This is a genomic window from Paraburkholderia mimosarum LMG 23256 = NBRC 106338 (assembly GCF_000739815.1).
In the GTDB taxonomy this organism is placed as follows: Bacteria; Pseudomonadota; Gammaproteobacteria; order Burkholderiales; family Burkholderiaceae; genus Paraburkholderia; species Paraburkholderia mimosarum.
Genome location: NZ_BBJJ01000011.1, coordinates 20464 through 34359 on the forward strand (window position 1 = coordinate 20464; position 13896 = coordinate 34359).

Below are 13896 nucleotides of genomic sequence, written 5' to 3' on the forward strand. Positions count from 1 at the left end.
CATGATGTGCCGCCCGCCCTCCGGTCCAGTCGTCAGCCATAGTGGCCGGAAGTCGGGCGATCCGCAGTCTCACGGCTGCGTCAACGTCGTGAGCCCCGCGCTCGCGGCAAATGGAACCCAGGTCACCATGTCCGACGTCCCGCTCGTGTCGAACCCATCCGGCAACGCTGCGCAGCAAAGAGCGCCCAGCCCGGCAGGGGACATCATTTTCGGCGGCCTCGCACGCCTCGCCGCCATCGTCACGTTGCTGCTGCTCGGCGGCATCATCGTATCGCTGCTCGTCGCCTCGTTGCCGACGATCCAGAAGTTCGGTCTCGCATTCCTCTGGACTGCCGACTGGGATCCTCCCAGTGAGCAGTTCGGCGCGCTCGTGCCCATCTACGGCACGATCGCCACCTCGCTCATCGCGCTCATCATCGCCGTGCCTGTGAGCTTCGGCATTGCGCTCTTTCTCACTGAGCTCTCGCCCGCGTGGCTGCGCCGGCCGCTCGGCATCGCCATCGAGCTGCTCGCCGCCATCCCGTCGATCGTCTACGGGATGTGGGGTCTGCTCGTGTTTGCGCCGATCTTCGCGCAATGGTTCGAAAAGCCCCTCGGCGCGCTGCTGGGCGGCATGCCGATCGTCGGCGCGCTGTTCAAGGGCGCGCCCATCGGCATCGGCATTCTCTGCGCCGGCGTGATCCTCGCGATCATGATCATTCCGTACATCGCCTCGGTCATGCGCGACGTGTTCGAAGTCACGCCCGTGCTGCTCAAGGAGTCGGCCTACGGCATCGGCTGCACGACCTGGGAAGTGATGTGGAAGATCGTGCTGCCCTTCACCAAGACCGGCGTGATCGGCGGCGTCATGCTCGGGCTCGGGCGCGCGCTCGGCGAAACGATGGCCGTCACGTTCGTGATCGGCAATACCAATCTGCTCGACAACGTGTCGCTCTTTTCACCGGGCAACAGCATCACCTCGGCGCTCGCCAACGAGTTCGCGGAAGCGAGCCCGGGCCTGCACACGGCCGCGCTGATGGAACTCGGCCTGATCCTGTTCGTGATCACGTTCATCGTGCTGTCGATCTCGAAGGTCATGTTGCTGCGCCTTGAAAAAGCGGAGGGTGCGCGATGAGCGAACCGCTGATGAAGATTCCGGGTGCGATTTACGGGCCCGAACTGGACCGCATGCGCGGCAAGCTGCAACGCCGTCGCCGCATCACCAACGCGATCGCGCTCACGTGCTCGCTCGCCGCAATGGCGTTTGGCCTGCTCTGGCTCGTGTGGATTCTCTACACGACGCTGTCGCTCGGCATCGGCGGTCTTTCGGTGGAGCTGTTCACGCAGTCCACGCCGCCGCCGAACACCGATGGCGGCGGTCTCGCCAACGCGATCGTCGGCAGCCTGATACTCGTTGCGGCTGCAACCTTCGTCGGCACGCCGATCGGCATTCTCGCAGGCATCTATCTCGCGGAATACGGCCAGAAAAGCTGGCTCGCGAGCGTCACGCGTTTCATCAACGACATTCTGCTGTCGGCGCCTTCGATCGTCGTCGGTCTGTTCGTCTACGCGCTCGTCGTCGCGAAGATGGGGCACTTCAGCGGCTGGGCCGGCGCGATCGCCCTGGCGCTCCTGCAGATCCCGATCGTGATCCGCACGACCGAAAACATGCTCAAGCTCGTGCCGAACAATCTGCGCGAGGCGGCATTCGCGCTCGGCACGCCGAAGTGGAAGATGGTGATGTCGATCACGCTGAAGGCTTCGATCGCCGGCATCGTGACGGGCGTGCTGCTGGCGGTCGCCCGGATTGCCGGCGAAACGGCGCCGCTGCTCTTCACGGCGCTGTCGAACCAGTTCTTCACCACGAACATGAATCAACCGATCGCGAACCTGCCGGTCACGATCTTCAAGTTTGCGATGAGCCCGTTTGCGCAGTGGCAATCGCTTGCGTGGGCCGGCGTTTTCCTGATCACACTGGGCGTGCTGGGTCTGAATATCCTCGCGCGCACGGTCTTTTCGAACAAGTAATCCAGGGCGGAGTACCCGATGAACATGGCAGAGACTCACCTCAAGAGCGCCGGGCAAGCTGCGTCGCCGGCAACGGGTTTCCAACCCGCGGAACCCGCCCATCACGCGCCAGCGCAGGCGCTCGGCACGCCGAAGATCGAAGTGAAGGACCTGAACTTCTTCTACGGCAAATATCACGCCCTGAAGAACATCAACCTGCAGATCCCCGAAGGCAAGGTGACCGCGTTCATCGGCCCGTCGGGCTGCGGCAAGTCCACGCTGCTGCGGACTTTCAACAAGATGTACGCGCTCTATCCGGAGCAGCGCGCCGAGGGCGAAATCGTCATGGACGGCGAGAACCTGCTCACGTCGAAGCGCGACATCTCGCTGCTGCGCGCACGCATCGGCATGGTGTTCCAGAAGCCGACCCCGTTCCCGATGTCGATTTACGACAACATCGCGTTCGGCGTGAAGATGTTCGAATCGCTCTCGCGTCCGGAAATGGATGACCGCGTCGAGTGGGCGCTCACGAAGGCCGCGCTCTGGAACGAAGTGAAGGACAAGCTGGGTCAGAGCGGCTACGGCCTCTCGGGCGGCCAGCAGCAGCGCCTGTGCATCGCGCGCGGCATTGCCATCCGCCCCGAAGTGCTGCTGCTCGACGAGCCGTGCTCGGCGCTCGACCCGATTTCGACGGGCCGCATCGAGGAGCTCATCGCCGAGCTGAAGAGCGACTACACGGTGGTGATCGTCACCCATAACATGCAGCAGGCCGCGCGTTGTTCGGACTACACTGCGTATATGTATCTCGGCGAGCTGATCGAATTCGGCGACACCGAGAAGATCTTCATCAAGCCGGTCCGCAAGGAAACGGAAGACTACATCACGGGCCGTTTCGGCTGACCGACGACGCAGCGAGGAAACCATGTCCGACAAACACCTGTCCAGCCAGTTCGATGCCGACCTCAATCTGATTTCGTCGAAGGTCCTCGAAATGGGCGGCCTAGTCGAATCGCAGATCATCACGGCGATGCAGGCCCTGAACGAGTTCGACGGCGCCGCCGCCGATCGCGTGATCGCTGCTGAAGACCGCCTCAACACGATGGAAGTCGAGATCGACGAGGAGTGCAGCAACATCATCGCGCGCCGCCAGCCCGCCGCGCGCGACCTGCGCCTCGTGCTCGCGATCTCCAAGACGATCACGAATCTCGAGCGCGCCGGCGACGAAGCCGAGAAGATCGCCAAGCGCACCAAGCGCCTGATGGAAGACGGCGCCTCGCGCACCGTCAACATCGCCGAAATCAAGGTCTCGGGCGAGATGGCCGTGTCGATCCTGCGCCGCGCGCTCGACGCGTTCGCGCGCCTCGACACCGTGGCGGCCGCGCAGATCGTGCGCGACGACAAGGCGATCGACGAGGAATTCCGCGCCTTCGTGCGCAAGCTCGTGAGCTACATGATGGAAGATCCGCGCACGATCTCGGTGGGCCTCGACTATCTGTTCATCGCCAAGGCGATCGAGCGGATCGGCGACCACGCGAAGAACATCGCGGAATTCATCATTTACATCGTGAAGGGCACGGACGTGCGGCACAAGTCGCGCGACGCGCTCGAACGCGAAGCACTCAGCTAACTTTCAGGTAACAAGGTCAAGAGGTGCCGATGCCTAGCAGCATTCTCGTCATCGAAGATGAGCCCGCCATTTCCGAGCTGATTTCGGTGAACCTGCAGCACGCAGGCCATTGCCCGATCCGCGCCTACAACGCGGAGCAGGCGCAGAACCTGATCAGCGACGTGCTGCCCGATCTCATCCTGCTCGACTGGATGTTGCCGGGCAAGTCCGGCGTCACCTTCGCGCGCGACCTGCGCAACAACGAGCGCACGAAGCATATCCCCATCATCATGCTGACCGCGCGCGGCGACGAGCAGGACAAGGTGCTCGGTCTCGAGATCGGCGCCGACGACTACGTGACGAAGCCGTTCTCGCCGAAGGAGCTGATGGCGCGTATCAAGGCGGTGCTGCGCCGCCGCGCGCCGCAGCTCACCGAAGACGTCGTGGCGATCAACGGACTGAAGCTCGATCCGGCCACGCACCGCGTGGCGGCGGCGGCCGATGGCTCGGAGATCAAGCTCGATCTCGGTCCCACCGAGTTCCGCCTGCTGCACTTCTTCATGACGCACCCCGAGCGCGTGCACAGCCGCACGCAGCTGCTCGACCAGGTGTGGGGCGATCACGTGTTCGTCGAAGAGCGCACCGTTGACGTGCATATCAAGCGTCTGCGTGCCGCGCTAAAGCCGGCGGGGTGCGATGCTATGATCGAAACGGTGCGCGGCAGCGGCTACCGTCTCGCGAAGAGCGCCTGAGCCCGTTCCACGGCAGCGCCGCAGGGTGAGTCACCGGGCGGCGCGGCTGATTGGAATCCACCGTGACCGCAGCGGTGGTCACAAGATGTCGCGTGCCCGCATCCGACCGTATCTACCTTCGATCGCAGGATCATGAACATCATCTGGGTGCGCTCCCTCGTATCGATCGCGTTGCTCGCGCTCGTATGCGCGGGCATTGGCGCGATCTTCGGCGTCAAGATCGCACTGAGCGTGGCCGTGCTGGCGCTGCTCGCTCAAATGCTCTTCGGCACGTTCCACAAGCAGCGCCTCTGGCGCCTGCTCGACGCGCCGGTCTATGGCGAAGTGCCGAGCGCCCCCGGCATCTGGGGCGAAATCTATTACCGTCTGCACAAGCTCGCGAAGCGCTGGCACGCCCAGGTGCGCCAGGTCGAGCAGCAGCATTCGCGCTTCATCCAGGCGATTCAGGCGTCGCCCAACGGCGTCGCCATGCTCGACGATCACGATCAGATCGAATGGTGCAACGCGATCTCCGAAGTCCACTTCGGTCTCGACGCGAAACGCGATCTGCGCCAGCACATCACGCATCTCGTGCGCCAGCCCGACTTCGTGCGCTATCTCAATTCGCACGACTACACGGACATGCTCATCATGCGGGGCATGGGCGCGAAGCGTCAGAATGTGATTTCGGTGCAGGTGTTTCCGTACGGCGAGAACCGTAAGCTCGTGCTCTCGCAGGACATCACCGAACTCGAGCGTACCGACGCCATGCGGCGCGACTTCGTGGCCAACGTCTCCCACGAATTGAAGACGCCGATCACCGTGCTCTCGGGCTTCCTCGAGACGATGCGCGAACTGCCGCTGGGCGAAGCCGAGCGCACCCGCTATCTGGAGTTGATGGAGCAACAGGCCTCGCGCATGCGCCACATCGTCACCGATCTGCTGGTGCTGGCCAAACTCGAAGGCGAGGCGCGTCAGCCCGACGACCAGATGGTCGATATGCGCGCGGTACTCGGACACGTGCGTGAGGACGCGGAGAACCTGTCGGGCGGCCATCACCGCATCACGGCCGATTTCGACGATGGCTTGAGCGTTACGGGCTCCGAAACCGAGATCCTGAGCGCGCTCGGCAATCTCGCGACCAATGCGGTGCGCTATACGCCGGAGGGTGGCTCGGTGCACCTGAGCTGGCGCATGGAGCAAGGCAGTGCGGTGTTCTCGGTCACCGACAGCGGACTGGGCATTCCAGCCGCCGATATTCCGCGCCTGACCGAGCGCTTCTATCGCGTGGATCGCAGCCGCTCGCGCGACACGGGCGGCACGGGGCTGGGCCTCGCCATCGTGAAGCACGTGCTGCAACGCCATGATGCAGCGCTCGAAGTGAAGAGCGAAGAAGGGCGGGGCAGCACGTTCACGGTGCGCTTCCCGACCGCGCGTACGACGAGAAGGCAGCCCGCGCCGGTGTAAGCGCCGCAGCCAGTGCAAACGAAAATGCCGCTTCCCGGGAAGCGGCATTTTTTCGTCCAGCGCGACCAGCCCGTCAAGCCATCAAGGGCAGAACTTCGCGAGCAGATTCAACTGCGCATTGCGCACGGCCTTGCCAGCACGGCGCCGGCGATAGTGGCCGTCGCTCTGCATGAGCCAGGCCGACTGGTTGTCGCCGAGAAAGCACGACAGACCTTCGGCGATCACGCGGCGCTTGAGCCTGCGGTCACGAATCGGGAACGCCACTTCGACGCGCCGGAACAGGTTGCGATCCATCCAGTCGGCGCTCGACAGATAGACGTCTTCCTTGCCGCCCGCATAGAAGTAGTAGATGCGATGGTGTTCCAGAAAACGCCCGACGATCGAGCGCACCGTGATGTTCTCCGAGAGCCCGGGCACGCCGGGCTGCAGCGAGCACACGCCGCGGATGATGAGGTCGATTTTCACGCCGGCCTGCGATGCTTCGTACAGCTCATCGATTACCGTGGGCTCGAGCAGCGCATTCATCTTGGCGACGATGCGCGCCTTCTTGCCCTGGCGCGCAGCCTCGGCCTCGGCGCGGATCGCCTCGATCATCTTCGGATGCAGCGTGAACGGCGACTGCCACAGATCGTGCAGTTGCAGCTCGCCGCCGATGCCCGTGAGCTGCTGGAAGACGTGGTGAACGTCCTCGCACATCTTCGGCTCCGAGGTCATGAGGCCGAAGTCGGTGTAAAGACGCGCCGTGCGCGGATGGTAGTTGCCCGTGCCGAGGTGGACGTAGCGACGCAGTACCATGCGACCGTTCACGGCCACGCGGCGCACGATCAGCATCATCTTGGCATGGCACTTGTGGCCCACCACGCCGTACACCACGTGCGCGCCCACGGCTTCGAGCTGCGCGGCCCAGTTGATGTTGGTTTCTTCGTCGAAGCGCGCGAGCAGCTCCACGACCACCGTCACTTCCTTGCCGTTGCGCGCGGCCTGCATGAGCGCGTCCATGAGCGGCGAATCGGTGCCGGTGCGGTAGATCGTCTGCTTGATCGCGACCACGTTCGGATCGTTCGCGGCCTGCAGCAATAGTTCGAGCACCGGCTGGAAGCTCTCGTACGGGTGATGCAGCAGCACGTCGCCTTGGTCGATCACATCGAACATGTTGCTGTTCGCGGCGATGCGCTGCGGAATGGCGGGCACGTGCGGCACGAACTTGAGGTCGGGGCGATCCACCATCTCGGGCAACTGCATGAGACGCACGAGATTCACGGGTCCATCGACGAAATAGCAGTCCTTCTCGTTGAGGCCGCTTTCGTCGAGCAGACGCTTCACGAGATGCGCGGGCGTTTCCGCCGACACTTCGAGCCGCACCGCATTGCCGAGATGGCGCGCGGGCAGTTCGCCCTGCAGCGCCACGCGCAGATTGGTGATTTCGTCTTCGTCGACAAAGAGTTCGCTGTTGCGCGTGATGCGGAATTGATTGCAGCTGCGCACGACGAGACTCGGGAACAGCTCGCCCACGAAGCGTTGCAGCAGCGAGCCGAGCAGCACGAAACCGTGCTGGAAGCCCGAGAGTTCCTGCGGCATGCGCACGAGGCGCGGCAGCGCGCGCGGCGCCTGCACGATGCCCATTACGGCCTGACGTCCGAAGGCGTCCTTACCTTCGAGCTCCACCACGAAATTCAGGCTCTTGTTGAGCACGCGCGGGAACGGGTGGGCAGGATCGAGGCCGATCGGCGTGAGCACGGGCAGCAGTTCGTCGAAGAAGTATTTGCGCGCCCAGGCGGTTTGCGCCTCGTTCCAGGCGTCGGTGCCGTGAAAATAGATGCTTTCCTGCTCTAGCGCGGGCAGCACCGTGTCGTGCAGCATGCGGTACTGGCGATGCACGAGACGCTGCGCGCGCTCGACCACGAGGTCGTACACGTGCTGCAGCGACATGCCGTCGGGCGAGAGCACGCCCGGGTTGTCGCGCATCTGTTCCTGGAGCCCGGCCATGCGGACTTCGAAGAATTCGTCGAGGTTGCTGCTGGTGATGCAGATGAAGCGCAGGCGCTCCAGCAAAGGAACAGCGGGATCGGACGCCTGTGCCAGCACGCGCTCGTTGAATCCCAGTATGCCCAGCTCGCGGTTAAGCAAAGGGTAGCGGATGGACATTGGCAATGAAAAAGGAATATCGGGGAGTGATTCGAACGGACGCTCGGAAATTCTCACAGTAATATGACTTTAATATGACTTTTGATGTGTCATAAATTTTACGCCGCATTTTCATGAAATCGACAACTCGCGTAGCGAACATGCACCCTGGGTAAAAGTCCCTGGTTGACCCGCGCGAGGAGCGACATGGTGAAGTCGGCTACGCTTAAAATATCGCATTTGGACAGTGCGGCCGCGGAGCAGCAAGCCCGTATGGCCGCGCGTTCGTCGATGTACGCACGCACGGAGCCCGCCCCCCTGATGGTAACGAATCCCCACCTGCTTGCCGCCGTCGATCTCGGCTCGAACAGCTTTCGTCTGATCGTTGGGCGCGTCGAAGAGACCGATGCCGGCAGCCAGATCTATCCGGTGGATGCATTGCGCGAGCCGGTGCGGCTTGCAGCAGGCCTGTCGAAAGACAAGCTGCTCGACCGCGCCTCGCAGGTGCGCGGCTGGGACGCGCTCAAGCGCTTCGGCGAGCGCCTGCGCGACTTTCATCCCGATCAGGTGCGCGCGGTGGCGACCAACACGCTGCGCGTCGCCAAGAACGCGGGCGAGTTCCTCGCCGAGGCCGAAGCGGCGCTCGGCTTCCCGATCGAGGTGATCGCCGGCCGCGAAGAGGCGCGCCTCATCTACGCGGGCGCCGCGCACTCGGTGCCGGCGAGCGCGGGTAAACGCTTCGTGGTGGACATCGGCGGCGGCTCGACCGAATTCATCATCGGTGCGCACTACACGCCGATCCGGATGGAAAGCCTGTATATCGGCTGCGTGAGCCATAGCCGGCAGTTCTTCCCCTCGGGCAACGTCGACGAATACACGATGCGCCAGGCCGAACTCGCGGCCACGCGCGAAATCCAGATCATTTCCTCCGACTACCGCACGACCGGCTGGGACCAGGCCATCGGTTCCTCGGGCACGGCGCGCGCGCTCGCGGAACTCGTCGAGGCCAACGGTTTCAACGATGCGGGCGTGACGCACGGCATCTCGCGCGGCGGCCTCGAACGCCTGAAGCGCGCGCTCATCAAGGCCGAGAACGTGAACCGGCTCAAGCTCGTCGCGCTCAAGCCCGATCGCGTGCCGGTGCTGGCGGGCGGGCTCTCGATCATGATCGCGGTATTCGACGAGCTCGGTATCGACTACGTCGACACCACGGACGGCGCGCTGCGCCTCGGCGTGCTCTATGACCTGCTCGGCCGTTCGCAGCACGAGGACATGCGCACGGTGACGGTGGAAGGTTTCATGCGCCGCTACGGCGTGGACCGCGCGCAGGCGGGGCGCATCGGCGATCTCGCCGTGAAGTTCTACGACCAGTTCGAGGAGCCCGACGAGGAGCGCCGCGAAGAGAACCGCATGTTCATCTCGTGGGCGGCGTCGCTGCACGAGATCGGGCTCTCCATCTCGCACAGCGCGTATCACAAGCACTCGGCGTACATCGCCAGCAATGCCGACATGCCCGGCTTCTCGCGTACCGACCAGGCGCGCCTCGCCGCGCTCGTGCTCGGCCACGTGGGCAAGCTCGGCAAGCTCTCGCAGACACGCGACGTGGAGTGGCCGCTGCTCTTCTGCCTGCGGCTCGCCGCGCTGCTGTGCCGCCGCCGCGCCGACGTCGGCCTGCCGCACATCAAGGTAGAAGAAGAGGGCAATGGCTATGAGGTGCTGCTGCCCAACGCCTGGGTCCAGAACAATCCGCTGACCGACTACAACCTCGTTCAGGAAGCGGCAGAATGGGGCAAGATCGGCATTCCGTATCGCGTGGTGTACACCGACGAGTGAACGGGCGAGGCGCGTGGAAGCAGAGCTCGCCAAGGGTCGATCCGATCAACGGGAGTGTGTCCATGACGATCTCCGAAAAGGAAACAGCCCGATCAGCGTAAGCCGATCGGGCTGTTTCGGTCAGACTGCCCCTCTCACAAAAGCCCGCACGAATCCGTGCGGGCTTTTGCTTATGTGGGCGCGCAGCGCGTACCTTACTTGCCCCAGCTGTCGCGCAGGCCGACGATGCGGTTGAACACCGGCGCACCCGGTTTCGAATCGTAGCGGTCGGCGACAAAGTAGCCGTGGCGCTCGAACTGATAGCGGTCTTCGGGCGCGGCGTCGCGTGCGCCCGGCTCCAGATACGCCTGCACGACGCGCTTCGAGTCCGGGTTGAGCGCTTCGAGGAAGTCGCGGCCGCCCGCATCCGGCTGCTCTTCGCGGAACAGGCGGTCGTAGAGGCGCACTTCCGCCGGACACGCATGCGCCGCGCTCACCCAGTGGATGTTGCCCTTCACCTTGTAGTTGTTCGCGCCTTCCGTGCCCGACTTGCTGTCCGGGAAGTAGTTGCAGTGCACGGCGATCACGTTGCCGTTCTCGTCCTTGTCCGCGCCCGTGCACTCGATCACGAAGCCGTAGCGCAGGCGCACCTTGTTGCCCGGGAACAGGCGGAAATAGCCCTTCGGAGGCGTCTCGTTGAAGTCCTCCCGCTCGATCCACAGCTCGCGCGAGATCGGGAACGTGCGCAGGCCGCGCTCCGGATGATGCGGATGGACGGGCGCCGTGCAGTCTTCGCTCTGACCTTCGGGATAGTTGTCGATGATGAGCTTGAGCGGGTCGAGCACGGCGGCCGTGCGCGGCGCCTTGTCGTCGAGGTCGTCGCGCAGCGCGCCTTCGAACACGCTCATGTCGATCCACGAATCGACCTTCGTCACGCCGATGCGCTCGCAAAAGAGCTGGATGCTCTCGGGCGTGAAGCCGCGGCGGCGCACGCCGACGATGGTGGGCATGCGCGGGTCGTCCCAGCCGTCCACGTGGCCTTCGGTCACGAGTTGCAGCAGCTTGCGCTTGCTCGTGATCGCGTAGGTGAGGTTCAGGCGCGAAAACTCGATTTGCTGCGGGAGCGGCCGCGTGAACACGCCGGCGTCGGCCAGTTCGTTGAGCACCCAGTCGTAGAGCGGGCGATGATCTTCGAACTCGAGCGTGCAAAGCGAGTGCGTGATGTTCTCCAGCGCGTCCGAGATGCAGTGCGTGTAGTCGTACATCGGATACACGCACCACTTGTCGCCCGTGCGGTAGTGATGGGCGAAGCGGATGCGATAGATGACCGGGTCGCGCATGTTGAAGTTCGGCGACGCCATGTCGATCTTCGCGCGCAGCACGTGCGCACCTTCCTCGAACTCGCCTGCCTTCATGCGGCGGAACAGGTCGAGGTTCTCATCGACGGAACGATCGCGGAACGGCGAGTTCGTGCCGGCTTCCGTGGCCGAGCCGCGGTTCGCGCGCATCTCTTCCGGCGACTGGCTGTCCACGTAGGCCTTGCCGCGCTGGATCAGCAGTTCGGCGAACTCGTAGAGCTTGTCGTAGTAGTCGCTCGCGTAGAAGAGGTATTCCTGGTCGGCCTTCTTCCATTCGAAGCCGAGCCACGTCACCGCGTCGATGATCGAATTGACGTACTCGATGTCTTCCTTCTCAGGATTCGTGTCGTCGAAGCGCAGGTGGCACACGCCGCCGTAGCTTTTCGCGACGCCGAAGTTCAGGCAGATGCTCTTCGCGTGGCCGATGTGCAGATAGCCGTTCGGCTCCGGCGGGAAGCGCGTTTCGACACGCTGCGCCCACTTGCCCGACCGGTTGTCGTCGTCGATGATATTGCGGATGAAATTGGATGCCGCAGGCGCGTCCGTGCGGTCAGCGTCTTTACGTTCGGTATTCATGCGAAAAGGGAAGTCGTTCGAGGGCGCCCGATAAAAGGCAAAATGCACGCGATTGGGCACCCGATGGTGTCTTCCATTCTACCTGACGCGACCCGCCGTGCCAGTCCCGGTGCCGGATCGTCGCGTGGACCACGAAAAAGCGAGGAGAAGCTGACGATGAGCGAAACACGTGTGCTGGTGCTGCCGGGCTATATGGACTCAGGGCCCGGACACTGGCAGACGCGCTGGGAGGCCGCGCACGCGGGCTTTGCGCGGGTGCAGATGCCCGACTGGATGCACCCGGACTGCGAGGCGTGGTGCGCGACGCTCGAAGCCGCCGTGCAACGCGCGCCCGCCGGCGTGCGCCTCGCGGCGCACAGCCTGGGCTGCCTGACCGTGGCGCACTGGGCCGCGCGCCACGCGAGCGCCGCGACGCGGGCGAAGGTGGCCGGCGCGCTGCTGGTCGCGCTGCCCGATCCGCACGGCCCCGACTTTCCGCGCGACGCGCGGGGGTTCGATCCCGTGCCGCTGGCGGCGCTGCCGTTCGCGAGCGTCGTGGTCGCGAGCAGCGACGATCCCTACTGCGGCGTGGCGTTTTCGCAGCGCTGCGCGCAGGCCTGGGGAAGCCGCTGGTTCGATATCGGCGCGCGCGGGCACATCAACGCCGAAAGCGGCCTCGACGACTGGCCGCAGGGCATCGACTGGTTGATGTCGATGAAAAAATAGGGCGAAGGCCGCGTCGCTCTATGCGGCCGGGCCTTGCTTATGCGCAGGCACGCGTCAAACCACGCCCTTGTCCCGCAGCGCGGCGACCTGCTCATCCGCATACCCGAGCACATCGCGCAGTACCGCATCGGTATGCTCGCCGAGCGTGGGCGGATGGCTCGCCACGCGCGGCGGCGTCTCGCTCATGCGGATGGGATTGCCCACGAGCCGTGCCGTGCCGCCCGAGGGGTGCGGCACATCGACCTGCAGCGCGCGCGCGATCACCTGCTCGTTCTCGAACACTTCCGCGAGGTTGTTGATCGGCCCGCACGGCACGCCCGCGGCTTCGAGCGCGCCGATCCAGTCGGCCTTCGCGCGCGTGCGGATCAGGTCGGCGACGATCGGCACGAGCGTCTCGCGATGGCGCACGCGTTCCGGATTGGTCGCGAAGCGCTCGTCGTCGGCAAGCTCTGGCCGGCCGGCCACTTCGACGAACTTGCGGAACTGCCCGTCGTTGCCCACGGCCAGGATGATCCAGCTATCGCTCGTCTGGAATGCCTGATAGGGGACGATGTTCGGATGCGCATTGCCCCAGCGCGCCGGCGGCTTGCCGCTCGCCAGGTAGTTCGAGTTCATGTTCGCGAGCATGGCCACCTGCACGTCGAGCAGCGCCATGTCGATGTACTGGCCAACGCCCGTGCGGTCGCGGTGGGCGAGCGCCGTGAGCACGGCGATGGTCGCGTACATGCCGGTCATGAGGTCGGCGATCGCCACGCCGGCTTTTTGCGGGCCGCCGCCCGGCAGCGCGTCGCGCTCGCCGGTGATGCTCATGAAGCCGCCCATGCCCTGGACGATGAAGTCGTAGCCCGCGCGCGAGGCATAGGGCCCCGTCTGTCCGAAGCCGGTCACGGAGCAGTAGACGAGATCGGGCTTCACCTCGCGCAGCGACGCGTAGTCGAGCCCGTACTTCTTGAGCTGCCCAGCCTTGTAGTTCTCCAGCACGACGTCGCTTTGCGCGGCCAGTTCGCGCACGATGCGCTGCCCCTCGGGCGTGGCGATGTCCACCGTCACCGAGCGCTTGTTGCGGTTCGCGGCAAGGTAGTAGGCGGCTTCGGCGGTGTCCGCGCCGTCGGGGGTTTTCAGGTACGGGGGCCCCCAGTGCCGCGTGTCGTCGCCGGCGCCGGGGCGCTCCACCTTGATCACGTCGGCGCCGAAGTCGGCGAGGGTCTGTGCGCACCACGGTCCGGCGAGGACGCGGGTGAGATCGAGTACGCGGATATGGCTGAGAGCACCCATGCTATGTCTTCCCAATGTCGTTCTATGGCGGGCCGCGAGCGCTGGCCGATGCCGCCCATGGTAAGCGATCGGCGTGACCTGCGCCAATTTTCGGTACGATGTTCCGCTAAGCGGAACACAAGCCGCGAGCCGGCTACATCGAGGTCCGTGCCCGGCCACGCGCAGTGGGGTCGCCCGGACGCGCAGCGCCGCCGCGAGCGCGCGACGATCCCGTATAATCGTCCGATTCAGCACCGGGGTTTTGCCGCAAGCCGGG

Annotated in this window: 11 protein-coding genes; 8 read left to right on the forward strand and 3 right to left on the reverse strand. The window is 64.6% G+C overall.

Annotated elements, in window-relative coordinates; all coding sequences use genetic code 11:
• Positions 1-127 precede the first annotated feature (127 nt).
• The 6 genes from pstC (at position 128) to phoR (ending at position 5790) form a co-directional block, all read left to right on the forward strand.
• Positions 128-1114 (forward strand): phosphate ABC transporter permease PstC, encoded by a 987-nt coding sequence (gene pstC, locus BMI01S_RS11580; protein ID WP_028214484.1) that lies wholly within the window; start codon positions 128-130, stop codon positions 1112-1114.
• Complete coding sequence (gene pstA, locus BMI01S_RS11585; protein WP_028214483.1) at positions 1111-2007, forward strand: phosphate ABC transporter permease PstA; 897 nt, start codon at positions 1111-1113, stop codon at positions 2005-2007. The genes pstC and pstA overlap by 4 nt, the downstream gene beginning before the upstream one ends.
• Before the next feature lie 24 nt (positions 2008-2031).
• Positions 2032-2886 carry a phosphate ABC transporter ATP-binding protein PstB gene (gene pstB / locus BMI01S_RS11590; protein ID WP_407669052.1) on the forward strand — a complete coding sequence of 285 codons (855 nt, stop codon included), beginning with the start codon at positions 2032-2034 and terminating at the stop codon, positions 2884-2886.
• Between the two features lie 22 nt (positions 2887-2908).
• Positions 2909-3613 carry a phosphate signaling complex protein PhoU gene (gene phoU / locus BMI01S_RS11595; RefSeq protein ID WP_028214481.1) on the forward strand — a complete coding sequence of 235 codons (705 nt, stop codon included), beginning with the start codon at positions 2909-2911 and terminating at the stop codon, positions 3611-3613.
• 29 nt (positions 3614-3642) lie between these two features.
• Positions 3643-4344 carry a phosphate regulon transcriptional regulator PhoB gene (phoB, locus tag BMI01S_RS11600; RefSeq protein WP_028214480.1) on the forward strand — a complete coding sequence of 234 codons (702 nt, stop codon included), beginning with the start codon at positions 3643-3645 and terminating at the stop codon, positions 4342-4344.
• Positions 4345-4476: 132 nt separating this feature from the next.
• Complete coding sequence (gene phoR / locus BMI01S_RS11605) at positions 4477-5790, forward strand: phosphate regulon sensor histidine kinase PhoR (RefSeq protein WP_028214479.1); 1314 nt, start codon at positions 4477-4479, stop codon at positions 5788-5790.
• An 81-nt stretch (positions 5791-5871) separates the two neighbouring features.
• Here phoR and ppk1 read toward each other — a convergent pair whose 3' ends face one another.
• Positions 5872-7935, reverse strand: a complete 2064-nt coding sequence (gene ppk1 / locus BMI01S_RS11610) for a polyphosphate kinase 1 (protein ID WP_028214478.1) — start codon at positions 7933-7935, stop codon at positions 5872-5874.
• Between the two features lie 189 nt (positions 7936-8124).
• On the opposite strand from ppk1, the gene ppx reads away from it, so the two are divergent.
• The gene (ppx, locus tag BMI01S_RS11615) at positions 8125-9747 is read left to right on the forward strand and encodes an exopolyphosphatase (protein WP_028214477.1); all 1623 of its coding nucleotides are present in this window, start codon (positions 8125-8127) and stop codon (positions 9745-9747) included.
• Positions 9748-9941: 194 nt separating this feature from the next.
• Here ppx and BMI01S_RS11620 read toward each other — a convergent pair whose 3' ends face one another.
• Positions 9942-11660 carry a glutamine--tRNA ligase/YqeY domain fusion protein gene (locus tag BMI01S_RS11620; RefSeq protein WP_028214476.1) on the reverse strand — a complete coding sequence of 573 codons (1719 nt, stop codon included), beginning with the start codon at positions 11658-11660 and terminating at the stop codon, positions 9942-9944.
• 156 nt (positions 11661-11816) lie between these two features.
• Between BMI01S_RS11620 and BMI01S_RS11625 the strand changes: the two genes are divergently transcribed.
• Positions 11817-12365, forward strand: a complete 549-nt coding sequence (locus tag BMI01S_RS11625; protein ID WP_154671324.1) for an RBBP9/YdeN family alpha/beta hydrolase — start codon at positions 11817-11819, stop codon at positions 12363-12365.
• A 54-nt stretch (positions 12366-12419) separates the two neighbouring features.
• Here the strand turns inward: BMI01S_RS11625 and BMI01S_RS11630 are convergent, their stop codons facing one another.
• Positions 12420-13640: a CaiB/BaiF CoA transferase family protein gene (locus tag BMI01S_RS11630; protein WP_028214474.1), complete on the reverse strand. Its 1221-nt coding sequence runs from the start codon at positions 13638-13640 to the stop codon at positions 12420-12422.
• Between the last annotated feature and the right edge of the window lie 256 nt (positions 13641-13896).

Coding starts and splice junctions, on each gene's coding strand:
- pstC (WP_028214484.1), top strand. CDS start 128: ATGTCCGACGTCCCGCTCGTGTCGAACCCATCCGGCAACGCTGCGCAG.
- pstA (WP_028214483.1), top strand. CDS start 1,111: ATGAGCGAACCGCTGATGAAGATTCCGGGTGCGATTTACGGGCCCGAA.
- pstB (WP_407669052.1), top strand. CDS start 2,032: ATGGCAGAGACTCACCTCAAGAGCGCCGGGCAAGCTGCGTCGCCGGCA.
- phoU (WP_028214481.1), top strand. CDS start 2,909: ATGTCCGACAAACACCTGTCCAGCCAGTTCGATGCCGACCTCAATCTG.
- phoB (WP_028214480.1), top strand. CDS start 3,643: ATGCCTAGCAGCATTCTCGTCATCGAAGATGAGCCCGCCATTTCCGAG.
- phoR (WP_028214479.1), top strand. CDS start 4,477: ATGAACATCATCTGGGTGCGCTCCCTCGTATCGATCGCGTTGCTCGCG.
- ppk1 (WP_028214478.1), bottom strand. CDS start 7,935: ATGTCCATCCGCTACCCTTTGCTTAACCGCGAGCTGGGCATACTGGGA.
- BMI01S_RS11620 (WP_028214476.1), bottom strand. CDS start 11,660: ATGAATACCGAACGTAAAGACGCTGACCGCACGGACGCGCCTGCGGCA.
- BMI01S_RS11625 (WP_154671324.1), top strand. CDS start 11,817: ATGAGCGAAACACGTGTGCTGGTGCTGCCGGGCTATATGGACTCAGGG.
- BMI01S_RS11630 (WP_028214474.1), bottom strand. CDS start 13,640: ATGGGTGCTCTCAGCCATATCCGCGTACTCGATCTCACCCGCGTCCTC.